Genomic DNA, 23,400 nt, shown 5'->3' with positions numbered 1-23,400 from the left:
TGAAACGACTCTCAGGATTCGGACGACGGATCCGCGTAGGGCTGACGTGCCGACTCCGGATCGCCGTAGGTGATCGCACGCTCGCGGCGCGATCCGGTAGCCAGGGTGGTTGCCCAGTTGAGGAGGGTGCCGAACCGGTTGCGGTACCCAGCGAGGAACGCGATGTGAATGACTCCCCACGACACCCAGCCTGCGAATCCGGATATCCGAATCGGACCAGCCTGCAGTAGCGCGTGCCTGCGCGCGATGTAGGCCGCACTCCCGAAATCACGGTATTTGAATGGTTTCCGGTCGGGCTTGCCTCCGGCCACCGTCTTTGCGATACGGCCGCCGACATACTTGCCGCTCTGCATCGCCACTTCGGCCACACCGGGAAGTTCGTCCAGTGACATCAGGTCACCGACCACCCAGATATCGGGGTGGCCCGGCACGGTCAGATCTGGTTCGACCTCGATCCGCCCGCCATGAGTCTGCTTCGCACCCAAAGCATCTGCAAGATGGGCGGCGAAGGGCACTGCCTCCACCCCAGCCGTCCAGAGGACCGTGCGCGCCTCGTACCGCTTCTTGGTGTGCGCCTCGTCGGCGGATGTGGTCTCGATGCCGGTCTCGCACACATCGGTGACATGAACCCCGAGATGCGTTTCGACACCAACCTTGTCGAGCGTCTTCTGCGCAGCCGCAGAGAGTTTCCGATCGAAAGACTCGAGAACGCGGTCGCCGCCGTGAAAAAGCAGCACCCGTGCCTCGCTCGGATCTATCGATCGGAACTCGTGAGCAAGGGAGTGCGTCGCAAGTTCCCGGATCTGCCCCGCCATCTCGACTCCGGTCGGCCCGCCACCCGCGACGGCGAAAGTGAGCCACGGTCGACGCTCCCGCGCGGTCGGCAGCGATTCAGCCATTTCGAACGCGGAAATCAGCTTGCGTCGGATGGCCAGGGCGTCGTCGACCGTCTTCATGCCCGGCGCCCATTGGATGTACTCGTCGTGGCCGTGGTACGCCTGACGCATCCCGACGGCGACGATCAGGTAGTCGTAGTGCAAATCGAAGGCGGAACCGTCGAATCGACTCGCTGTCAGCACTTTGGCGTCGGGGTCGATCGAACGCGCCTCTCCGAGTGCGACGTGCACGTTGCGATGCCCCCGCAGCAAATGGCGCAATGGGCTGCTGATCTCCCCTTCGGACAGAAGCCCGGTCGCACACTGATAGAGCAGGGGCTGGAAGACGTGGCTGGTTCCACGATCGAGAAGGGTGATGTCCACGTCTGCGTTGCGCAACCGCCGGGCCGCGTAGATCCCCGCAAATCCACCCCCGAGGATGACCACGCGCGGCCACGGCCGCTTCACACGGACGGACGAGGACTCCTGCGCGGACGGCATGGGTCCAGTCCTACACCAACTGGGAGTTCCATGTGTGAGGAAGGAACCGCACACGTGACCATGCGAGACTGCCACCCGGAAACTCTGCGACACCGCCTCCGACCGGAATACCGTTGTGACTATGACCGAGACCGTGGGCGGCATGGACGAATTCGACGTCATCGTGATCGGCGGTGGATCCGCGGGTGAGAATGCCGCGAGTTACGCCATCGCAGGCAGCGACCGGACGGTTGCCATGATCGAGCACGAACTCGTCGGCGGAGAATGCTCCTACTGGGCGTGCATACCCAGCAAGGCGCTCTTGCGACCGGGCCAGGTTCTCGGTGCATCGAACAACATGCCGGGCGTGTCGTCGGGCGCTCTCGACGTGAACGCGATCCTCGCTCGCCGGGACTCGTTCACCAACAACCATGACGACTCGTCGCAGGTGATGTGGGCCGACTCGCAAGGAATCGACGTGATCCGCGGGGCTGCGCGGATCACGGGTGAACGGACCGTCATGGTCGGAGAGTCACGCTCCCTTCGGGCTCGGCACGCTGTCGTCGTCGCCACCGGGACGACGGCAACGATCCCCGATATTCCCGGCCTTCGGCGGGCGCTGCCGTGGGTGTCACGGGACGCCACCAACCTGAAGGAGATCCCGCGCCGGGTTGCGGTGATCGGCGGCGGTGTGGTGGCGTGCGAGAGCGCAACCTGGCTGCTCGATCTGGGTGTCGAGGAATTGACGATGGTGGTGCGCGGCGACGGATTACTCTCAAAAAACGAGCCCTTCGCCGGAGAACTCGTGACCCGCTCGCTCGAGCGGAAGGGGGCCCGGATCCTGTTCGATGCCGGCTTACGCGGCGTCGAACGAGCCAACCCCCGGGACACTGGTGTCGGCTCCATCCACGGGGGTACGGCGATCCTCGATGTGACCGGCCACGATCCGATCGTGGTAGACGAGATCGTGGTCGCGACGGGACGCACCCCCGCGACTTCCGAGCTCGGTCTCGACCCGAGTTTGCTCGACGCTCGCGGTTTCCTCGTCACCGACGACCATCTGACCACAGCGAACGGCTGGCTGTACGCCGTGGGAGATGTCAATGGCCGTGCCCTGCTCACCCACATGGGCAAGTATCAGGGGAGAATTTGCGGCGACGTTATCGCGGCGCGCGCAGAGTCCAGGCCCACTGAAGGATCCCGCTTCCGGGCGTCCGCCGATAGTGAGCAGGTACCCCAAGTGGTGTTCGCCGACCCCGAGATCGCGGCCGTCGGGATCACCGAGAAACAGGCACGGGACTCGGGGTGGGACGTAGACACGGTTGAGCTCGACATCGCTGTCGCGGGGTCATCGTTGTCGCGTGACGACTTCAGCGGACACGCCAAACTCGTGGTAGATGCAGCATCCGACACCCTGGTCGGGGCGACCTTCGCGGGCACGGAAGTGGCCGAACTCCTCCATGCCGCCACTATCGCCTTGGTCGGGAAAGTGCCGCTCGAGACGCTGTGGCACGCGGTTCCGTCGTTTCCGACCGTCAGCGAGGTGTGGCTGCGGTTATTGGAGGCGCGACGTTAGAAACGTCCGGGCATGAGGTCGAACATGGGGTTGAAGTAGCGCGAACCCCAGCCCGCCTTCGTATAGTCGCCCATATGACGCCCAGCACTTCGACGACCGGCATGCTCACAACCGACACACTTGTGAAGACAAACGAGGGACTGGTGCGCGGCAAGCGTGTCGGCGACTTGGTTACGTGGCGGGGAATTCCCTACGCGGCACCTCCTGTCGGCTCTCTCCGCCTACGGGCACCCCAGCCGGTCACGCCGTGGTCAGGGGAGCTCGACGCCCGCGAGTTCGGCGACGCCCCCGTCCAGAACAAGAAGTTCACCATGCTGCGACCGGGCAAGTACCAGCCGAGTAGCGAGAACTGCCTGACGCTCAACGTGCTGGCAAAGCCCGGCACGTCGGCGTCGCGACCGGTCATGGTGTTCATCTACGGAGGCGCGTACGCGATGGGGATGTCCGCCACCGCGTTGTACGGCGGCCAGTCGCTCGTTCGTCGCGGCGACATCGTCTACGTGTCCATCAACTACCGCCTCGGCGCACTCGGCTACCTCGACTTCACCCAATACTCCACCCCGGAAAGACCTTTCGACTCCAACCTCGGACTGCGCGACCAGGTGGCCGCCCTCGAATGGGTGAGGCGCAACATCGCCGAATTCGGAGGCGACCCCGACAACGTCACCGTCTTCGGCGAATCCGCAGGAGCCAACGCCGTCACCACACTGATGGCCACACCCGCCGCCAAGGGCCTGTTCGCCCGGGCGATCGCTCAGAGTTCGGCCCCCGGCCTCGTCACCACGGCCGATCGGGCCGCGGGGTGGGCATCGGACTACATGTCGCTGCTCGGCACCGACGACGCGCATGCCGCCGAAGCGCTGAGCACCTTTCCCCCCAGCGCACTGGGCAAGGTCGGCGATCGGCTCGCTACGAAGGTGGCTTCCGAGACACCGGGACTGCACCCGTTCGGCCCCGTGATCGACGGCGACTTCCTACCGAAGTCACCCTTCGATGCGTTCGCCGATGGATCCGCGCACCGGGTTCCGATGATCATCGGAACCAACGCCCGTGAGGGCACACTGTTCTCGAAGTTCCTGGACGCGCTTCCGACGGATGCCGACCGGATCGGCCGGATGTTCGCGCTGACCGACCCCGCGGCCGAGACCCGTGTCACCGCGGCATACCTGGGCTACCCGGAACCGGACGCGGCCGTGAACCTGGGGGGCGACCTGACCTTCTGGAAACCGTCGCTCGACCTGACGCAGGCACATTCCGCGTATGCCCCCACCTACAGCTACCGCTTCGACTTCGCTCCGCGTTCGATGAAGTGGCTCGGACTCGACGCCACTCACGGGTTCGAACTGTTCGCCGTGTTCGATATCGCCGACACCCTCTTCGGCAGAGGACTCACCTTTCCGGGCGGTCGAAGAGGGCTACGGACAGTCACGGACACCGTTCAACGCCACTGGTTGCACTTCGCTACCTCGGGCAAACCTTTGGCGTCGTGGCCCCGGTACGACACGAAGAGAAGAGCAACGTTCGTGTTCGACGCAGTGACCACAGTGCGAGATGACCCGCGACGAGAGAGGCGGCTGGCATGGGAGGGGTACTCGGGCTACAACGGGAAGACCCCGTGAGCACACCTCAGGTCGATATAGACACCGGCACCCTCCGCGGCCGCCGAGAGGGCGACCTGATCGCGTGGCGCGGCATTCCGTATGCCGCGCCACCGGTCGGGGCGTTGAGGTTGCGAGCCCCGCAACGGGCCAAGTCGTGGTCGGGGGTCCGGCAAGCCGTCGACTTCGGGTTCCGGGCACCTCAGCGCGGCATGTCATCGGCAAGCGAGGACTGCCTGACGCTGAATGTGCTTGCGCCCGCCCAACCGTCGGATACACCGCGGCCGGTGATGGTGTTCGTCCACGGCGGCGCCTACTCGGGTGGCTCCTCGGCGTCGTCCCTGTACGACGGCCGCTCGCTCGCTCGTCGCGGCGACATCGTCTACGTGTCCATCAACTACCGCCTCGGCGCACTCGGCTACCTCGACTTCACCCAATACTCCACCCCGGAAAGACCTTTCGACTCCAACCTCGGACTGCGCGACCAGGTGGCCGCCCTCGAATGGGTGAGGCGCAACATCGCCGAATTCGGAGGCGACCCCGACAACGTCACCGTCTTCGGCGAATCCGCAGGAGCCAACGCCGTCACCACACTGATGGCCACACCCGCCGCCAAGGGCCTGTTCGCCCGGGCGATCGCTCAGAGCCCTCCGGCCGCGTCCGCCTATTCCGTCGAGCGGGCTGCACGGTGGGCGCGTGAGCTACTCGAGATTGCCGGAGTTTCCCGATCCGGTGCCGGGACCTGGCTCGAGACAGCCGATCCCTCCGAATTCGTCGAAGTGGGCACCACGCTGGCGAATCGGGGTGCCGACGAGGAACCTGGAACCCGGGTATTCGCCCCCGTCGTCGACGGGGTCTTTCTCCCCTCACACCCACTCGATAGCTTTGCCTCCGGATCCGGACACCCGGTTGCGCTCATCATTGGCACGAACCGCGATGAAGGCACGATCTTCCCCCGATTGCACGACATCCTGCCGACCAATCCCACCCGGATCGAGAAGATGTTTTCGCACGTGGACCGCGCAGTGAAGGACCGAGTCCTCGCCGCCTACTCCGGTTACCCCGGCCGGCAAGCGGCAACCGCGCTCGGTGGTGACGTGTCCTTCTGGGAGCCGTCGATTCTGTGCGCCCAAGGCCATGCGGCCGTGGCGCCGACCTACAGCTACCGGTACGACTTCGCACCCCGTCTTCTTCGAGTCCTCGGCTTGGGGGCAACGCATGCTACGGAGCTGGTCGCGGTGTTCGGTCCCGCAGGTCTCTCGGCGCGCGCACTGACCCTGCTGGGAGGACGAGGTGGGCTGGCGTCCGTCACCGATACGGTCCAGTCGCATTGGTTGCACTTCGCCAGGTATGGGACTCCTGCTCCCGGGTGGCCCCGGTATTCGCCCGAGCGCCGAGAGACGCTCATCATCGACGAAGTATGCCGGATCGAGAGCGACCCACGGGGTGAGGTTCGACGAGCCTGGATAGGCTACGCGCACCAGCGGTAAGCGATCGCTTGAACCCGCGGTGCGGCGCATACTGGCCGCGTGACACAGTCACTGGGCCGATCGTTGGGCGCGCTGGACGGGCTCAACTTCTTCCTCGCCGACGTACAGTCCGGGCTCGGCCCATTCCTCGGCATCTACTTGCTGACCGTACCGGGCTGGAGCACCTCCGACATCGGGTTGGCCCTCACCGTCGGCGGTCTGGTCGGCCTGATTGTGCAGACACCGATCGGCGCCCTGGTCGACAAGACGCCACACAAACGCACCCTGATCATCCTGGCCGCGTTGGCGACCGGACTCGGCGCCTTCACGATCACCGTCAATCCGAGCTACTCGGTGATTGCGGCCGCACAACTGGCGACCGGAATCGCCGGCACGGTGTTCCCACCGGCTATCGCCGCGATCGCGCTCGGATTGGTTGGCTCGGCCGCCTACACCTACCGCACCGGACGGATGGCTGCCTTCAATCACGCTGGAAACGTGGTCGGTGCCGTTATCTTCGGCGCCGCCGGCTATCTGATCACGATCAGGGCCGGCTTCTGGTTCGCCGGCATCGCCACAATCCTGGTCGCCGCCATCACACTGATGATCAACCCACGGCTCATCAACAACGATGTTGCACGCGGACTCACCCCCAGCAGTCCCACCACCCACAGTGGTCAGAGGAAGCCCTCGGGGTTCGGCGTCCTGTTGCATTCGCGTCCGCTCCTGGCGTTGTGCGCGGCGACGATGCTGTGGCAACTCGCCAACGGCGCGATGCTGCCACTCACCGGTCAGGAACTAGCCCAGCAGGATGCGCGAACCGGCGCACTGTTCCAGGCCGCGCTGATCATCGTCGCGCAGTTGGTCATGATTCCGATGGCGGTGATGATCGCCAAACACGGTCAGGACTGGGGCCGCAAACCCATCTTCCTCGCCGCATTCCTCGTTCTGCCGGTACGTGGAGTGTTGTTCGCATTGGGCGACTTTCCGCTGTACGTCATATCCATCCAGATCCTCGACGGTGTCGGCGCGGGCATCTACGGTGCGATGTTCGTCCTCGTGGTCGCCGACCTCACCCGGGGCACCGGCCACTTCAACCTCGCACTCGGGGCTGCCACCACCATCCAGGGAATCGGGGCCGCACTCAGCCCCGCTTTGGCGGGATTCGTCGCCGACGCCGACGGATTTCACGTGGCACTGCTCGTGCTCTCCGGAATCGCGATCCTGGCTCTGATCGTCTTTGCCGTCGGGGTACCGGAAACCGCCGATATCGCTGACACCGTGCCGAGTTCATCGAACTCGAAGAAGCCGCAGCCTTCCTGACCGCAGCCTTCCTGATTCAGCCCGGTTCCTCGAACAACGCGAGCACGTTGCCATGCGGATCCCGAAACCACGCGACGCGAATACCGTCCGGCGCCCGCCAGGCAGCATGATCGTCCTGAACTACCCCCCGATACTCGGTGAACTCGATGCCCTTGCCGCGAAGCGACTCGACCGCAGCGTTCAAGTCCCCAACCTTCCACCCGAGCACCGTGTAGCCGGCATCTGCTTTCGACTGCACCAGCGTTACCCGCAGCAGAGACCCTTCACAATCGAGCGCAAGTGCGAATTCGTCGCGAGAAACGAGCCTGAGCCCCAGGGTCTCCACATAGAACATCTCGGCGACGTCGAGGTCGGTGCAGGCCACGAAACTGACGAGATCACCCTGAAGTCTCATGAATTAACTCTGCTCCGCACAAACCCGAACACGCAAGAACGTTCGGGTGGAGGAACGCCACTACGTGTTCCAGGCACAACTTCGGCCGTGCGCGTTAACGTCTGTTCGACAAGACTTTCTCGTACCGGAATGGGGATTGAAGCGTGTCTGATCCAGCTACAGAGAAGAAGGGCCCGCTCGCGGGCGTTCGCGTGGTCGAATTCGCCGGCCTCGGACCGGGTCCGCATGCCGCGACGCTCCTGGCCGACCTCGGTGCCGACGTGGTGTGTGTTCAGCGCCCGGGCAGCATTCCGCCGGACGGACCGTACGACCAGATTCAGCGTGGCCGCCGCGTCGTAGAGGCCAATCTGAAGGACCCCGAGCAGATCGAGAAGGTTCTCGGGCTGATCGAGCGTGCGGACGTCGTCATCGAAGGCTTCCGCCCCGGCGTCACCGAACGCATGGGTTTGGGCCCCGACGTCTGCCTCGCCCGCAACGAACGACTGGTGTACGCCCGTATGACCGGATGGGGGCAGGAAGGCCCGCTGTCCGGAGCCGCCGGCCACGACATCAACTACATTTCGCTGACCGGTGTCCTGAACGCCGTCGGCCGCAAGGGTGAACGTCCGATACCGCCGCTGAACATGGTCGGCGACTTCGGCGGCGGATCGATGTTCCTGATCTTCGGGATACTGTCAGCTTTGGTGGAACGCCAAACGTCGGGCAAGGGCCAGATCGTGGATGCGGCGATGGTCGATGGCGCCCTGGCGCTGTCGCACATGATGTGGGCGTTCCGCGGACGAGGTATCTGGTCGGACGAGCGCGGCGTCAATCTCCTCGACACCGGCGCCCCGTTCTACGACACGTACGAGACGTCCGATGGCAAGTACATGGCCGTCGGTTCGATCGAACCGCAGTTCTACGCTCTGCTGCTGCAGGGTCTCGAACTCGATCCGGCCGATCTGCCTCACCAGATGGACAAGTCGACGTGGCCGCAGGTCAAGAAGGTCTTTGCGGAGAAATTCTTGTCGAAGACGCGCGACGAGTGGACGGCGATCTTCCTCGGCACCGACGCATGCGTCTCCCCGGTCCTGACCTTCGCCGAGGCACCCTCCAACGAGCATCTCGGGGCCAGGGGCTCGCTGATCGAACTCGACGGGGTCACTCAGCACGCGCCGGCACCCCGGTTCTCGCGAACTCCGGCCGGGACGCCCACGCCGCCGCCCCGCGAGCCCGTCGACATCGACTCCGTCTGGGCGTGAAACTCCTGGTGAGCGGTAGGGATACACGCAAGGTGCCTGCCGCTCACCTCAGACGACCAGGGACGGCTCCGCGAGTTCACGGCCCACCGACAGCGTCTCGTACGCCGCCGCGACTCCCTCGACACCCTGGCGTAGCTCGTCCGACGTCCGCGCGTACGGCAGTCGGACGAACCGCTCGAACGCGCCGTCCACGCCGAATCGAGATCCCGCCGCAAGCAGTACTCCGAAACTCGGGGCGGCCGCGGCCAGCGCCGTCGATACCGGTACCGGCATCCGCAACCACAACGACAGGCCACCCGAACCACTGGTGGGAGCCCATTCCGGCAACCGGGCCGCGACAGCATCGAGCATCACAGCGCGTTGTTCCCGCAGCTGCACACGGCGGTCCTCGAGGACGGGCCCGCAATCTGTGAGTAGTTGTGCCGCAGCCAGTTGGTCCATCACCGGCGTGCCGAGGTCGACGGCCGCTCGCGCTCCGACGAGCCGGGTGATCAGCGACGGATCGGCCCGAATCCAGCCCACGCGCAGCCCGCCCCAGAACGACTTCGCCGTCGAACCGATAGTCACGACCTCGGACTTCGTTGCTCCCCTGCCGTGTGCCGCGACCGGCCCTGGTGACGGCTCGTCCAGCCACAGGTCGACCATCGTTTCGTCCACGACCAGCGTCATCCTGTTCTCGCGTGCGATCCGCACCAGTTCCGCTCTTCCCGGCGCGTCGAGGCACAGCCCGGTCGGGTTGTGGAAGTCGGGAATCAGGTACGCGATCCGGGCCGCTGTCTGCCGGGCCGCACTACCGATACCGGCGAGGTCCCATGCGCCCGATGACCCGGCCTCGGGACGAAGGGGAACCGGAACCGGCCGAGCACCGACCCGGCGGATTGCCTCCAGCGCATTGGGGTAGGTCGGGTGATCGACCAGCACCCGCTCCCCCGGCGCCGTGAGCACGTTCAGGAGCAGTCGCAGCGCGTGCTGGGCCCCAGAGGTGACCATGATGTGTTCCGGGGACGTGTCGAGACCACGCGCGCGATACCGCTCCGCGATGACCTCGCGCAAAACGTCTATGCCCACCGGTTCCATTCCATGAGTCGAAAGGAACTGCGGAAGCGATTGCAACGCAACCGTATACGCCTGCTCAACCGCCTCCGCGGGTGCGGCCATCGCGGCATAGCTCAGATCGATCACCGAACCTCCGGCATCAGGTTGGTGCGCTCGGAACATCAGACCGTTCTGCCGCGCACCGGGCGGCAGTGCCACCGTGCTGCGAGAACCCTGGCGGCTGATCAGATACCCGTCGTCACGGAGCACCGAATAGCAGGACGTGATGGTGGTCCGGCTCAGCTCCAGAACCGATGCCAGTTCACGCTCGCTCGGCAGAGCAACTCCGGGCGGTATCCGCCCGTCGTGCACGAGCAGGCGGATACCGGCGGCGAGGGCGCGGTAGGTCGGACGCACCGCGGAACGCCGGCCGCTTTCTTCCTGCCAATTACCGAGGTCTCGGGCCAGCGAGTGGGCACCCAGTACACGGGTCATCATGGGGTCCAGTATCGACCGCCTGGCTATTCAATTCAAAGCCAGTTTCGAGGGGTGCACGCCAGAAAGGGCCAAATACTTCCGATTGGACCCTTTCCGGGGCCAGGGTCTACAGGACTCGGTCAGGCCGAACCACGTCACGGCGGACGATGGTCTCGTCGCGGCCGGGGCCGACGCCGATGCAGGAGATGTACGCGCCCGACAGTTCCTCGAGGCGCAGCACGTAGTTCTGCGCATTCTTCGGCAACTCGTCGAAGGTGCGGGCGTGCGAGATGTCTTCCCACCAGCCGGGCATCTCCTCATAGATGGGCTTGGCGTGGTGAATGTCGCTCTGCGACATGGGCATCTCGTCGTGCCGAACACCATCGACGTCGTAGCCGACACAGATCGGGATGGTCTCGAGGCTGCTCAGCACGTCGAGCTTGGTGAGGAAGTAGTCGGTGATGCCGTTGACACGTGTTGCATAACGGGCGATCACGGCGTCGAACCATCCGGTGCGGCGGGCACGACCGGTGGTGACTCCCACCTCGCCGCCGGCCTTGGCGAGGTATTCCCCGCTGTCGTCGAACAGTTCGGTCGGGAACGGGCCCGAGCCGACGCGAGTTGTGTACGCCTTCAGGATGCCCAGCACCGTAGTGATCTTGTTGGGTCCGATACCCGAACCGACCGCAGCACCACCGGACGTCGGGTTGGACGATGTCACGTACGGGTACGTGCCGTGGTCGACATCGAGGAGCGTGCCCTGCGAGCCTTCGAGTAGTACCGTCTCCCCGCGTTCGAGCGCCCGGTTCAATTCCAGCCTCGTGTCGGCGATGCGGTGCTTGAAACCATCGGCTTGCTCGAGCACCTCGTCGACGACCTCCTGCGGGTCGAGTGCCTTGCGGTTGTAAATCTTGACGAGTACCTGATTCTTGAACTCGAGCGCCGCCTCCACCTTCTGGGTGAGGATCTTCTCGTCCAGCACGTCCTGTACACGAACCCCGACGCGGGCAAGTTTGTCCTGGTAGCAGGGACCGATTCCGCGGCCCGTCGTGCCGATTTTCTTTGCCCCGAGGAAGCGCTCGGTGACCTTGTCGATAGCTACGTGGTACGGCATGATCAGGTGCGCATCCGCCGAGAGCAGCAGTCGATCGGTGTCCACGGCCCTCTCTTCGAGTCCGGCGAGCTCGTTGAGCAGCACTCCCGGATCGACCACCACGCCGTTTCCGATCACGTTGGTCACACCTGGCGTGAGAATTCCGGACGGAATCAGATGCAGAGCAAACTTGTCGCCATTCGGAAGAACGACGGTATGTCCGGCGTTGTTTCCGCCCTGGTAACGCACCACCCACTGCAGGCGTCCGCCCAGTAGGTCGGTAGCTTTGCCCTTACCCTCGTCGCCCCATTGGGCGCCGATGAGGACGATTGCCGGCATGACGTTGTCTCCTACGGTCGACGTACAGCCGTATCCGACTGTGTGGTCCTGCAGTTCCTAGGCAGTGGCCGGAGGAACAGTCTAGCCGAGGCTGCGCGGGGCAGGCCTCGGCGTACTGCAGCAGCCCGATCGAAGGCTGGGCGGCGCATGTGTCACCACAGCCCCGATCATCCAGCGGAATCCACTCGTCGGAGTGGCAAACCCATTGCGCAGGTTCATCTTCAGACACACTGCGCAACACCACCCCGGCCAACCATGTGGCTTCGATTGCGGACCAACAAAATCGGACACGATCCACTTCGCTCCCAGCGGAGCTACCCAGCTGGTGTCGGCCCCGGATCACCCCTTAGCTGCACAAATGTAAGCCGAGGCTAAGATGGCCAAAAGAATAGAGAAGCTGCGGCAAATCGCGGCGGGAAATCCGGGCGAGGAGTGGTGTTGACCCCCGTAGTGCTCATATGCGGCGATGCGCCACTTCCCCTGCCGCTGGGGTCCATCTCCGCCTCCAAGGCACCCAGCGTCCCCGATAAGGAGGACTTCGACGAAGTCTTCTCAAAACTGCAGGTAGTCCCAGACCCACGACTGATCGTGGTAGGAACCGACGCAGCCCTGGCCGCCACCTTGACCCGTTTGATGCGCACCGAACGTCTGCACATCGAGCTCGCGTACGTCGCCGAGAAGCACTCGGATGCGACCGATGCCTACCATTTATCCGTCGGCGCGCGCGGGGCCCGCACCGCCCTCAAGGGAAACGCCCAACGAATGCCACTCATTCGCGACGACGCCGGTGTAGCCCTTGTCGGGTGTGCCACCCTCACCGGCCCTGGTGGGGGCCCACTGATCGGCGAAGCCTACGCCGACGACACCCTGCTGTTCTCAGGGACAACACCGAAGATCAATATCACACCGACCCCGCAGATGCCGGGTTTGCGGGCCTCGATCGAACCCCGCAGTCGATGGCTGCCACGTCGGTGGGTCCAGGGTCGTGCCGTGCAGCTCGGATCTCCGGCTGCGGTCCTGACAAGAGACGAAATTCCCCACCCGCGTGAACTCGTGCGGTCGACGTTCTATCGGCATGACCAAGAGTGGTTGCTGGTCCGTTGAACCAGCCCAAGGCGCGGACCACCGGCGTGCGCCCCAGCCCAGTCTTCCTACTCGTTGTCGCTGTTGCAGTGGCCGGCGGTGTACTTGCCTGGCGTGCGGAGATGCAGTCGGTAATCGGCCACGTCGGGGTCTTTCTTCTTGTCGTCGCGGGCTGGGTGGTGACGCTGTGCCTGCACGAGTTCGCGCACGCATACACCGCTTGGCGCAACGGCGACACCGACGTCGAGGTGCGCGGGTACCTGACACTCAACCCTCTGAAGTACAGCCACCCAATGCTGTCGATCGGCCTACCGATCCTGTTCATCGCCCTCGGCGGCATCGGGCTTCCCGGTGGGGCGGTCTACGTTCGATCGGGGCTGTTCTCGCCGAAGGTGCAGGCCAGGGTGTCCCTGGCCGGGCCCGCAGTCAACGCCGTGTCCGCCGTGATCCTCCTCGTCGTGATCCGCTTGTTCGGGCTCGGGGATGACCATCGTGTGTTCTGGGCCGGACTGAGTTTCCTCGCGTTCCTGCAAGTGATGGCGACGGTGCTCAACTTGCTCCCGGTACCCGGCCTCGATGGCTACGGCGCACTCGAGCCATTCCTCTCACCACAGACCCGGCGTGCACTCGTGCCGTTCAAGGCGTACGGGCTGCTGCTCCTCGTGGCGCTACTCTTCGTGCCGTCGATCAACGTGGTGTTCTTCGACGCCATCTACAGCCTGTTCGAACTGTCCGGGGTTCCCGAGATCTACGCACAGGTCGGCAACCTTCTGATGCGCTTCTGGCTCTGACCTCTGCCCGGGCCACCGCCCACGATTACTGCGGTGTGGACTTGCGCCGTATCAGTTCGACGAGGCCGGGCCGAACCGATGGCCACTCTTCGTCGATCACGGAGTAGACGATCGTCGTTCTCCAGGTTCCGTCGCGCCGGCGCGCATGCCGCCGCAATGCTCCGTCCTCTTTCGCCCCCAGCGCCGTGACGGCCCTGCGGGAGCGGACGTTCAGGTCGTCGACCGTGAACTCGGCACGGACGGCATCGAGGGTGCCGAAGACGTGGTCGAGCAGCAGTAGCTTCGCCTCCGGGTTTATCGGCGTTCCGCGCACACGAGACGAAACCCACGTGTAGCCGATGGTGACCCGGCGATGCAGTTCGCTCATGTTGTACAGGGAGGTCGTCCCGACGATCTCGCCCGTTCGAGCATCGATTTGCGTCAGTGTCTGACGCCCCGAACTCAACGCATGCCTGAGGGTTTCCCGACTCGCCGGCTGCGATTCGATCCCGAACGGGAAGTAGCGCAAGGTGTCGCCGTCGTGCGCTCTGGCGAGCCCTTCCGCATCTGACATCACCGTCGGACGCAACAACACGAACTCGCCGCTCAACGTGGGCGGCTCTCGCCAGTGATCAGTGTTCATCCAACCCCTTCTCGAAGGCAATGGTCTGTACCGCGATTCGATCCCACCGCAACGAATTTCGACACGATACCGCTATCACTATCGCGACGCCTCACCGCGCGCCCGTCGCAGCTCCTCCTCGGTGAAGTTGGCGGTCAACCGCAGATCCGACAGCGGGACCTCCCGCTCCGGGCTACGTACCTCCACACGTACGGGTTCACCCGACCTGTCGTCCGACATCGCGATGGGCCCGCCGCGCTCGCCCTGCAGGTACTTGTCGCCCCACTGCATCAGTGCCAGCACCGCGGGCAGCAGGTCGCGACCCTTCTCGGTGAGCACGTACTCGTACCGTGTCCGCTGCCCCGGCTCCTTGTACGGCTGCCGCTCGAACAGGCCCTCGGCGGTCAACTCCCGTAAGCGGGAGGCCGCGACGGCCTCGGTGATGCCTACTCGCTGCGCGAAGTCGTCGAACCGGGTGGTCCCGTAGTAGGCCTCCCGCAGGATCAGGATCGCGGATCGTGTTCCGACGACATCCATCGTCTTGGCGATCGAGCAGTGGGTGGGGCGCCAGGCATCCCGGTCAGCAAGGAGGCCGTCGAGTCGTGCCGCTTTCATGACGTCAGCCTACCTGACTTGCCATATCCATAGTCAGCTCTTAGATTGCTGGCTATGGCAATCAATAGTCAGGTGGGTCGGCCCCTACGGCTAGGCCCCCTTCTCGCTGTCCTCTGCGGGGCACCATTCGTGGCGAGCCTCGACCTGTTCATCGTCAACGTCGCGCTCGGCGACATCGCCGCGAGCTATCCGGGCAACTCCCTCGGCGACCTCAGCTGGGTCCTCAACGGCTACGCGATCGTCTATGCGGCACTGCTGGTTCCGCTCGGCCGGTGGGCCGACCGCATCGGGCGCCGACGCGGCTTCGCGCTGGGGCTGGCCCTGTTCACGGTCGCGAGCGCCGCCTGTGCGCTGAGTCCGTCTCTCTGGTTTCTCGTCGCCTTCCGTGTACTTCAGGCAGTCGGTGCGGCCGCCCTGACTCCGGCGAGCCTGGGACTGTTGATCGAGGTTCTCCCCGAGGACCGGCGCGCCGTCGCAGTCCGCATCTGGGCGGCGACGGGCGCTGCAGCGGCGGCACTCGGCCCCGTCGTCGGCGGAATCCTCGTCGAGGCCTCCTGGCAGTGGGCGTTCCTCATCAACATTCCGATCGGAATCACACTGCTGCTCGCCACGATCCGCGCCGTGCCCGGCGGCCGACCCACCGACGCCGACACCGAACTCGACCTCGCCGGTGCGGCTGTGCTGATCATCGGTATCGGAGCGCTGTCACTCGGGCTCGTCCAGGGGCCGGAGTGGGGTTGGGGCGATGCCCGGGTCACCCTCGCCTTCGGACTCGCCGCCGCATCCCTGGTCCTGTTCTGGTGGAGGAACAGCCGACACCGGTCACCTCTCATCGAACCTGCGCTGCTGAAGGTGCCCACGTTCGCGTGGTCGAACGTCACCGCGGTGGTATTCAGTGCGGCATTCGCCGCCGGACTACTGGCCAATATCCTCTGGCTTCAAGAGGTTTGGGGATACTCGGCACTGCGGACCGGACTCGCGATCGCTCCGGGGCCGATGCTCGTGCCGCTCTTCGCCATCGTCGGACAGCTCTTGGCTCGACGCTTCTCCGCCGGTGCCATCACCGCTGCGGGAAGCCTGTTGTGGTCGGTGGGCACGCTGCTCATTTTGGCCTCGGTGGGTGAGCAACCGTACTACGTCACCGAGTTCCTCCCCGGCTTGTTGATCGCCGGCGCCGGCGTCGGCTTCGCGCTGCCGACCATCCTCTCGACCGCCACGGCGGACATTCCGAAGGCGCGATCGGCAACCGGCAGCGCGATCGTCAACATGAACCGGCAGATCGGCACCGTCATCGGTGTCAGCGTGCTCGTCGCGGTGGTCGGCACCGCCGTGGGCTACGAGGACACACACTCCGCGTTCGTCCTCGCCTGGTGGCTGATCGTCGCCGCGGCAGTCGGTGCGGCCGTCACGTCCCTGGGAATGAGCTCCCGCAACCCTCACACCCTGGAGGTGTCTCGATGATCCCCTCGACCACAACCGCCTTCCCTTCCGAGTTCGATTCCAGCTGGCTGGGTTTCGGCGGCCTACACGGTGGGCTCGTCGTAGCCTCGATGCTGCACGCGACCTCGATCGAGACCACGGCGACACCGGTCGCACTGACGGCTCACCTCACCAGGCCCGTCGAGCCGGGTCCGGTGGAAGTTCGGGCCGACCTCGAGCACGGTGGGAGAACGCCGAGTGTCCGGGCGTCGATCGCCGACTCCGCCAGTGCACTTGTCCGCCTCACCCGCGATACCAGCGGCGACGCACGCTCCTGGTCCGCCAGCACGTCGGACATCGACGACGTGAACCCGGAACAGCTTTCCCCGCTGGAGATCCCGGTCGACTTCGTTCCGTTCTCCCAATATCTCGACATCCGCCCGATCAACGCCGCACGGCCGTTCGCAGGCGGCGCCGACCCGGAATTCGAGGTGTGGATACGCCTTCTCTCGTCGATCGAGTTCACTCCACAGGAACGCGCGGCCGTGTTGCTCGATGCCCTACCGCCGGGGTTGTTCGCCACACTCGACAGGGCGGTCGCCATCCCCACCGTCGAGTTCAGTGCGTACTTCCCACCCGTGAGCGCATCTCGGCCTCCCGCCGATGAGATCCAGACACCACTGGACGAGCAATGGCATCATCTCCGCCACCGCACGGTGTGGGCCACCGACGAGCTCTGCGTCGACGAATCCGAACTCCGGACCTCGACGGGTCGCCTCGCAGGACAAGCCCGCCAACTCCGCCGAATCCTCCCGTCCTAGATTCACTGCCACCTCGCCGGCAGTGTGCTCGTCAGCCGTTGCGGCGCATCATCGCAGCGCCGACGCCCCACAGGGCGCGCCGCAACGACTGCGGCTCGAGCACCTCTACATCGGATCCGAGCGAGGTGAGCTGATCGCGCGCGACATCTTCCGCCTCGAGCCGGAGGTGGACGGTGAACCATCCGTCGTCGTCGGGCGGTCCGGGTTCGACCCGGGCCGCCTCGACGCCGATGGCATGCGGGAGATGCCGCCACGCCGCCGGAGACAGGCGCACCCGGCAATCAAATCGCAGCAAAGCTCTGTCGAACTCGGCGACAGAATCCGACCACCACCTCGCCAGATCAAAGTTGGCGGGCCGCGTCGCGGGTTCGTCCAGGACGGTGACCTCCTCGATTCTCGATACCCGGTACGACAGCGTGTGGCGGCGGTGCTGGGCGACGAGATACCACACGCCTGCCTTCGCGACCAGGCCGAGCGGGTCGAGAGTTCGCGTCGCCGTCCGGTTTCCCGTGCGGTAGGACACGCGCAACCGCCTCCCCTCGAGCACCGCGGCGGCGACGTCGGGGAGGCGACTGACATCGCGAGGCCGGTTGAACCACCCCGGCGCATCCACGTACAGGCGGTCACGCCACACCTGCGCGTCTATCCGAAGTGGAAGAGGCAAGGCCCTCAACAACTTCGATTGCGCAGCGGTGGCGACTTCGCGTAACCCGAGATCCTCGGCGATCGAGGGCACCCCGAGCAACATCAGCGCCGACGTCTCGGCTCCGGTCATCGAGCCGAGCTTCGATTGCCAACCGTCGAGCAGGCGCACCCCGCCACCGGGTCCACTCTCGGTCCACATCGGAACGCCCGCCGCCGACAGCGCCGCGACATCGCGATACACGGTGCGCACCGAGACATCGAGTTCGTCCGCGAGACGCTGCGCGGTGACACCTCGGCTTCCCTCGAGGCGCAGCATGATCTCAACCAATCGGCTCGATCGCATATCCGGAGACTAGCCGGAAATTCCTGACACACCTTGTCAGGGATACTGGCGCACACTGATCTACATGACCAACTGGACGACATTCGAGACCGAGGCCCCGGACCTGGCTCGTGCCGTCGCGGCGCGCTTCGAAGCCCACAGGCATCACGTCCTGGCGACGCTTCGCAAGGACGGCTCGCCGCGAGTCAGCGGGACAGAGGTGGGGTTCTACGAAGATAGCCTGCTGATCGGATCGATGGCGGGGGCTCGGAAAGTGCTGGATCTACAACGGGATCCACGGTTCTCGCTCCACAGCAACCCTGGCCACCATTCCATGGACGGTGGCGACGCCAAGATCGCCGGGAAGGCACGGGAAGTCGTAGGAGAACGGAGGAAGCGCATCGTCGATCACTGGATCGCCGATCGCTCCCCGGACGGGCCGGACGGGTCGGACGGGTCGGACGGGTCGGACGAGGGCGAGGTACCTGCCGAAGCCGAAGCCGACGTCTTCGAACTCGACCTGGAGGAGGTTGTCTTGACCACCGTCGACGAGAACCACATGTACATCGAATTCTGGCGGCCCGGCAGAGGCGTCCGGCGATTCACCAAGTGACCTTGTCGGCACACTGCCGGCCGTTGGCGGTCGTCTCGACCTGCACTGTCGCGTGGGACAACTGGTGAGTCTCGAGGACGGTCCTCGCCGCCTCGAGTACCGCGGAGGAGTCGGAATCGGAGGTCAGGTGCACGGTCGCCACATCCATCCCGGTGGTCAGGGTCCACACGTGGAGGTCGTGGACTCCGGTAACCCCGGGCAACGCGGCGAGGTCGGCCGCCACCATCTCCACGTCCACATTGGCAGGTGAGGCCTGAGTCAGAATCCGCAGCGACGCCGCTGCAAGTTTGATTGCGCGCGGCACCACCCACAACGAGATGAGGACACCGACAACGATATCTGCGTAAGTCCAGTTGAACGCGAGGATCAGGCCACCGGCGATGAGAACGCCGACGCTGCCGACGGCATCTGCGAGTACCTCGAGATAGGCACCCCTGACGGCCAGGCTTTCCTTGGAATCGGCGCGCAACATCAGCATTACAACGATGTTCGCGGCGAGACCGGCTGCTGCCGTGAGGATCATCGCTACACCGGGAATTTCGGGTGCATCGCCGATCCGAGAGATCGCTTCGGAGAACACCCAGACTGCGACCGCAAGCAGCAAGGCGGCGTTTGCCATCGCGGTCAGCACTTCGGCGCGGTGCCACCCGAAGGTTCGTGCGGCAGTGGCACGTCCCCTTCGTGCCAGCAGGAGCGCGACCAGTCCCATCGACATTCCGACGACATCGGTGAGCATGTGCCCGGCGTCGGCGATCAAGGCGAGGGAGTTGATTATCAGGCCCACACTGGCCTCGAGGACCAGGAACATGAGGACGATGACCAGCGCCACGATCATGCGGCGGATTCGACCCCGGGACGGACCTACCTCGCCATCGCCCCTACCGCCGTGCGAATGACCGTGACCGACCGCCATGGGCAACACCTTCCTCCCGAACTCTGCCCGATCATATGCACAACTACGCATATGATTCAAGCGTGGTCCGAGGGCCAGGGTTCTGGAGGATAGGCGGGATTCTCGACCGTTGGCGGCAATGTTGCGATGGCCGAAATGCGTTTGAGGCCCGCGACCTGCAGAAGGTCGACTGTCACCGAGCGAACCTGCGCGAACACCACGGTCGCGGAGAGACCGGCGTTGTGCACGAGTTCCGGCTTGAGCCCTGAGGCCACCGATCTCAGCACCCGCGCCGCCTCGGCCTGATCTGGTTGCTGACCAGGATCGGCGACCGCCATCTGCTTCAAGGTTTCCAATGCGTGCGCGAGTTTGTCCACCTGGTCGACCAGTCGTGGATTGAGAATCTCGTCGTCTCGGACCAGCGTGAGCGAACGCCTGGCGAGAACACGTATGTTGCGCAACGCATTATCGAGTGGATCGGCGGCGGCGGCCAGACGATCGAGGCGTCCGCGGGTATTCCAGTACAAGGGCGAGATACGACTGATCTCCCGGCCACCCAGAATCTGTGTGCGCAGGGAGTCGATGGAATCTTGCGTGGCTCGGGCCTTCCGCAACGCTTCTTCCAGTGGCTTGTCGTCGTTGGACACCAACCCATCGGCCACCAGGCGCATCACCTCGGCGGCAGTCCCGAGAATGTTCGCGGCCTGCTTGCGCGCACGCCCGACTGGATGAGTAGGAATCAGCGCCACGACGGCGATACCGACGAGTCCGCCGGTCAACGCGTCGACCATGCGGTCGACTCCCGCGCTGTCCCCAGGCGGCAGAAGCGTCGCGACGAGCACGGCCGAACTTGCCGCCTGCATAGAGAAGATGGGGCCGCTGTTGAGCAATACCGCCGCAGACATTGCCAGCCCCACCACGAGGGCGATCTGCCAAGTCCCCGTACCAATGACAGCGATCAGTAGATCGCCGACGCCGATGCCGATCGTCACCCCGGCGACCAGTTCGACCGAACGACGCAGCCGCGCGCCGAGCGAAAGCCCCAACGACACGACCGCAGCGATCGGTGCAAAGAACGGGGTCGGGTGTCCGATGATCTCTGTGGCCACCCACCAAGCACCGGCGGCGGCCACCGCACACTGCAGAATGGGTAGCGCCGACACCCGGAGTCGTTGAAGCGAGCTCCGCAGTCCCTGCCGACCACGGACCTTCGCGGTGCTAAGAGCGTTAACTGACGCCAAGCGCTTCCGCAGCCCGGGGGTCGCAGTCCTCGAGCAAGTCGAGGCAACGCGCATACTCGTCCGACTCGCCGATCGCCTTCGCCGACTTCGCCAAGGCGGCGACGCAACGCAGGAACCCGCGGTTGGGCTCGTGGCTGTAGGGAACGGGACCGAAGCCCTTCCAGCCATTGCGCCGCAACTGGTCGAGGCCGCGGTGATACCCGGTACGCGCAAAGGCGTAGGCCGTGATGGTCTCGCCGGCCCCCAAAGACGCCTCCGCCAGGTAGGCCCACGCGATCGATGCGGTCGGATGCGCGGCCGCCACGGCCGCCGGGTCCTCGTTGTTCAGCAAAGCCGACTCAGCCTCGTCGTCTCCTGGGAGCAACGTGGGCTGTGGTCCGAGAAGGTCACCGAAAGACGTCATGCGCCTATTTTGCCCTCCAGAAGGTTCGACTACTGAATCGACTCGCTGCCGCCACGCGTCCCCGACCGCCTTCGATGACGCAACAATGTGGTTAGGCTGCCCCCAACACTACATTTCTCGGAACGAGGGGCGGCGCGTGAAGGATCCGAAGAGAGACGAATCGACACCCAGGCCCGAGGCCTCCGACCCCACACCGGCGCCGGAGGCCTCTGATTCCACACCGAGGCCCGAGGCGGAGGCCGCCACGGTCGCATTCCCGAAGCAGACCGTGCCGCCGTATGAAGCCGAGACCGTGGCGATCCCGGTTCAACAACCTCAGAACACGGAGCCCGCTCCCCCGAGGGCCACACCACAGCGGGTACCGCCGGCACCGCAGATCCCGCCGGTCGGGCCACCCACGAAAAGGCGGGGAAAGACACGGCCACTCTCCATCGCCGTCGGCGTCATCGTCCTCGCCGTCGTCGCGATTGCCGGCGCGGTGATCTACCAGAATCAGGTCGCCAACTCACCCCGGGCACAGGTGCAGGGAGCGATCGACACGTTCGTAGCGGCACTCACCCAGGGCGATCTCGAGGCGCTTCGAGCTAGCACCTGCGGCGAACTGGCCGAGTACTACCAGAGCATCCCCGATCAGGAATTCGCCGATATCCACCGGGCGGCAGTGAGCGAGCGGAACATCCCGGTAGTCGGCGACGTCGATGCCGTGCAGATCACCGGCGACACCGCGATCGCGCAATTGAAGGCACACACCACGGCAAACCCCGACGAGCAGTCGTGGCGCACATTCAACCTCCAAAAGGTCGACGGCTCCTGGAAGATCTGCGATCCCAGCTGAATACCCGTGCGCCTTTCCGACAGCGGTGACGATCGGAAAGGCGCACGAGGGGGACGAGCCTATTTGGAGACGGAACGTCCCGTCGACTTCAAGTCGTTGCAGGCCTCGATGACGCGAGCGGTCATGCCGGCCTCAGCCTTCTTCAGGTAGCTGCGGGGGTCGTACACCTTCTTGTTGCCGACCTCGCCGTCGATCTTGAGCACACCGTCGTAGTTGGTGAACATGTGTCCGGCGACCGGACGGGTGAACGCGTACTGGGTGTCGGTGTCGACGTTCATCTTGACGACACCGTAGCTCAGCGATTCCTCGATCTCGGATTTCAGCGAGCCCGATCCGCCGTGGAACACGAAGTCGAACGGCTTCGCGTCGGAAGCCAGACCCAGCTTCGAGGCAGCCGCCTCCTGCCCGTCGCGCAAGACCTCGGGCCTGAGCTTGACGTTGCCCGGCTTGTACACGCCGTGCACGTTGCCGAATGTCGCAGCCAGCAGGTACTTGCCTTGCTCGCCCGCCCCGAGCGCGTCGACCGTCTTCTCGAAGTCTTCACGCGAGGTGTACAACTTGTCGTTGATCTCGGCTTCGACGCCGTCTTCTTCACCGCCGACGACGCCGATCTCGACCTCGAGGATGATGTTGGCAGCCTTCGACAGAGCCAGGAGTTCCTTCGCGATCACCAGGTTCTCATCGATCGGCACTGCGGAGCCGTCCCACATATGGGACTGGAACAGCGGGTTGCGGCCCTCGCTGACCCGCTGCCGAGAGATCTCGAGCAGCGGACGGACGAACCCGTCCAGCTTGTCCTTCGGGCAGTGATCGGTGTGCAGCGCGATCGTGACGTCATACTTGGCGGCGATCACGTGGGCGAACTCGGCGAGCGCGACCGCGCCGGTCACCATGTCCTTTACCCCCAGGCCCGAACCGAACTCGGCGCCACCTGTCGAGAACTGAATTATGCCGTCGCTGCCGGCATCCGCGAAGCCCTTGATCGCGGCATTGATGGTTTCGGAAGAAGTGCAGTTGATAGCCGGAAAAGCAAAGGAGTGCTCCTTGGCTCGACCAAGCATCTCGGCATAGACCTCGGGAGTTGCGATTGGCACGGCGGCAGTCCTCCATAAACGAGTCGATTTCGGCGGGCGCGATCAGCGCAACGCGCGATGTGGTCTTAGCAGTATGGCAATACCAACGTCACACACCTCACACAGGCTCTATCGCACCTCGCATG

Annotated in this window: 22 protein-coding genes; 11 read left to right on the top strand and 11 right to left on the bottom strand. The window is 64.9% G+C overall.

The window, feature by feature from the left end; genetic code table 11:
* Window positions 1–11: 11 nt before the first annotated feature.
* Window positions 12–1,376 (bottom strand): NAD(P)/FAD-dependent oxidoreductase, encoded by a 1,365-nt coding sequence (locus BFN03_RS01445; protein WP_070377518.1) that lies wholly within the window; start codon window positions 1,374–1,376, stop codon window positions 12–14.
* 121 nt (window positions 1,377–1,497) lie between these two features.
* Between BFN03_RS01445 and BFN03_RS01440 the strand changes: the two genes are divergently transcribed.
* The 4 genes from BFN03_RS01440 (at window position 1,498) to BFN03_RS01425 (ending at window position 7,321) form a co-directional block, all read left to right on the top strand.
* Entirely contained in the window at window positions 1,498–2,931 is a 1,434-nt protein-coding gene (locus BFN03_RS01440) for a dihydrolipoyl dehydrogenase family protein (protein WP_070377517.1), read from the top strand.
* Between the two features lie 74 nt (window positions 2,932–3,005).
* A complete protein-coding gene (locus tag BFN03_RS01435; protein WP_232320399.1) occupies window positions 3,006–4,550 on the top strand; it encodes a carboxylesterase/lipase family protein in 1,545 nt (514 codons plus the stop codon).
* Window positions 4,511–6,019: a carboxylesterase/lipase family protein gene (locus BFN03_RS01430; RefSeq protein WP_442971857.1), complete on the top strand. Its 1,509-nt coding sequence runs from the start codon at window positions 4,511–4,513 to the stop codon at window positions 6,017–6,019. Before BFN03_RS01435 ends, BFN03_RS01430 begins: the two co-directional genes overlap by 40 nt.
* A gap of 39 nt (window positions 6,020–6,058) precedes the next feature.
* The gene (locus BFN03_RS01425; RefSeq protein ID WP_070377515.1) at window positions 6,059–7,321 is read left to right on the top strand and encodes an MFS transporter; all 1,263 of its coding nucleotides are present in this window, start codon (window positions 6,059–6,061) and stop codon (window positions 7,319–7,321) included.
* A gap of 16 nt (window positions 7,322–7,337) precedes the next feature.
* Here the strand turns inward: BFN03_RS01425 and BFN03_RS01420 are convergent, their stop codons facing one another.
* Complete coding sequence (locus tag BFN03_RS01420; protein WP_070377514.1) at window positions 7,338–7,715, bottom strand: VOC family protein; 378 nt, start codon at window positions 7,713–7,715, stop codon at window positions 7,338–7,340.
* 143 nt (window positions 7,716–7,858) lie between these two features.
* On the opposite strand from BFN03_RS01420, the gene BFN03_RS01415 reads away from it, so the two are divergent.
* On the top strand, window positions 7,859–8,956 hold the full coding sequence (locus tag BFN03_RS01415) for a CaiB/BaiF CoA transferase family protein (protein ID WP_070377513.1): 1,098 nt from the start codon (window positions 7,859–7,861) through the stop codon (window positions 8,954–8,956).
* A 48-nt stretch (window positions 8,957–9,004) separates the two neighbouring features.
* Here BFN03_RS01415 and yczR read toward each other — a convergent pair whose 3' ends face one another.
* A complete protein-coding gene (gene yczR / locus BFN03_RS01410; RefSeq protein WP_070377512.1) occupies window positions 9,005–10,489 on the bottom strand; it encodes a MocR-like transcription factor YczR in 1,485 nt (494 codons plus the stop codon).
* A 106-nt stretch (window positions 10,490–10,595) separates the two neighbouring features.
* A complete protein-coding gene (locus BFN03_RS01405) occupies window positions 10,596–11,900 on the bottom strand; it encodes an adenylosuccinate synthase (RefSeq protein WP_070377511.1) in 1,305 nt (434 codons plus the stop codon).
* A 450-nt stretch (window positions 11,901–12,350) separates the two neighbouring features.
* Between BFN03_RS01405 and BFN03_RS01400 the strand changes: the two genes are divergently transcribed.
* Entirely contained in the window at window positions 12,351–13,004 is a 654-nt protein-coding gene (locus tag BFN03_RS01400) for a hypothetical protein (protein ID WP_070380506.1), read from the top strand.
* Entirely contained in the window at window positions 13,001–13,774 is a 774-nt protein-coding gene (locus tag BFN03_RS01395) for a site-2 protease family protein (RefSeq protein WP_070380505.1), read from the top strand. The genes BFN03_RS01400 and BFN03_RS01395 overlap by 4 nt, the downstream gene beginning before the upstream one ends.
* Before the next feature lie 25 nt (window positions 13,775–13,799).
* On the opposite strand, the gene BFN03_RS01390 is transcribed toward BFN03_RS01395, so the two are convergent.
* A complete protein-coding gene (locus tag BFN03_RS01390) occupies window positions 13,800–14,396 on the bottom strand; it encodes a GNAT family N-acetyltransferase (RefSeq protein ID WP_070377510.1) in 597 nt (198 codons plus the stop codon).
* A 78-nt stretch (window positions 14,397–14,474) separates the two neighbouring features.
* On the bottom strand, window positions 14,475–14,990 hold the full coding sequence (locus tag BFN03_RS01385; protein WP_070377509.1) for a winged helix-turn-helix transcriptional regulator: 516 nt from the start codon (window positions 14,988–14,990) through the stop codon (window positions 14,475–14,477).
* Window positions 14,991–15,044: 54 nt separating this feature from the next.
* Here BFN03_RS01385 and BFN03_RS01380 point away from each other — a divergent pair, with 54 nt between their 5' ends.
* Together BFN03_RS01380 and BFN03_RS01375 are read left to right on the top strand one after the other, a co-directional pair.
* A complete protein-coding gene (locus tag BFN03_RS01380) occupies window positions 15,045–16,451 on the top strand; it encodes an MFS transporter (RefSeq protein WP_070377508.1) in 1,407 nt (468 codons plus the stop codon).
* A complete protein-coding gene (locus BFN03_RS01375) occupies window positions 16,448–17,230 on the top strand; it encodes an acyl-CoA thioesterase domain-containing protein (RefSeq protein ID WP_070377507.1) in 783 nt (260 codons plus the stop codon). Before BFN03_RS01380 ends, BFN03_RS01375 begins: the two co-directional genes overlap by 4 nt.
* 31 nt (window positions 17,231–17,261) lie before the next feature.
* Here the strand turns inward: BFN03_RS01375 and BFN03_RS01370 are convergent, their stop codons facing one another.
* Window positions 17,262–18,218, bottom strand: a complete 957-nt coding sequence (locus BFN03_RS01370; protein WP_070377506.1) for a helix-turn-helix transcriptional regulator — start codon at window positions 18,216–18,218, stop codon at window positions 17,262–17,264.
* 64 nt (window positions 18,219–18,282) lie between these two features.
* Between BFN03_RS01370 and BFN03_RS01365 the strand changes: the two genes are divergently transcribed.
* Window positions 18,283–18,810, top strand: coding sequence for a pyridoxamine 5'-phosphate oxidase family protein (locus tag BFN03_RS01365; RefSeq protein ID WP_070377505.1), 528 nt, complete (start codon window positions 18,283–18,285; stop codon window positions 18,808–18,810).
* Here BFN03_RS01365 and BFN03_RS01360 read toward each other — a convergent pair.
* From BFN03_RS01360 to BFN03_RS01350, 3 genes are all read right to left on the bottom strand, one after another.
* Window positions 18,800–19,723 carry a cation diffusion facilitator family transporter gene (locus BFN03_RS01360; protein ID WP_070377504.1) on the bottom strand — a complete coding sequence of 308 codons (924 nt, stop codon included), beginning with the start codon at window positions 19,721–19,723 and terminating at the stop codon, window positions 18,800–18,802. The two genes, BFN03_RS01365 and BFN03_RS01360, sit on opposite strands and share 11 nt — an antisense overlap.
* Window positions 19,724–19,779: 56 nt before the next feature.
* A complete protein-coding gene (locus BFN03_RS01355; protein WP_084385458.1) occupies window positions 19,780–20,865 on the bottom strand; it encodes an FUSC family protein in 1,086 nt (361 codons plus the stop codon).
* Between the two features lie 64 nt (window positions 20,866–20,929).
* On the bottom strand, window positions 20,930–21,346 hold the full coding sequence (locus BFN03_RS01350) for a DUF3151 domain-containing protein (RefSeq protein ID WP_070377502.1): 417 nt from the start codon (window positions 21,344–21,346) through the stop codon (window positions 20,930–20,932).
* Window positions 21,347–21,482: 136 nt separating this feature from the next.
* On the opposite strand from BFN03_RS01350, the gene BFN03_RS01345 reads away from it, so the two are divergent.
* A complete protein-coding gene (locus tag BFN03_RS01345; protein ID WP_070377501.1) occupies window positions 21,483–22,181 on the top strand; it encodes an Rv0361 family membrane protein in 699 nt (232 codons plus the stop codon).
* Window positions 22,182–22,240: 59 nt separating this feature from the next.
* Here the strand turns inward: BFN03_RS01345 and fbaA are convergent, their stop codons facing one another.
* Window positions 22,241–23,275 (bottom strand): class II fructose-bisphosphate aldolase, encoded by a 1,035-nt coding sequence (gene fbaA, locus BFN03_RS01340; RefSeq protein WP_070377500.1) that lies wholly within the window; start codon window positions 23,273–23,275, stop codon window positions 22,241–22,243.
* Window positions 23,276–23,400 lie beyond the last annotated feature (125 nt).

This window comes from Rhodococcus sp. WMMA185 (assembly GCF_001767395.1).
GTDB lineage: Bacteria > Actinomycetota > Actinomycetes > Mycobacteriales > Mycobacteriaceae > Rhodococcus_F.
This window is presented reverse-complemented; position numbering and strand designations above follow the sequence as displayed.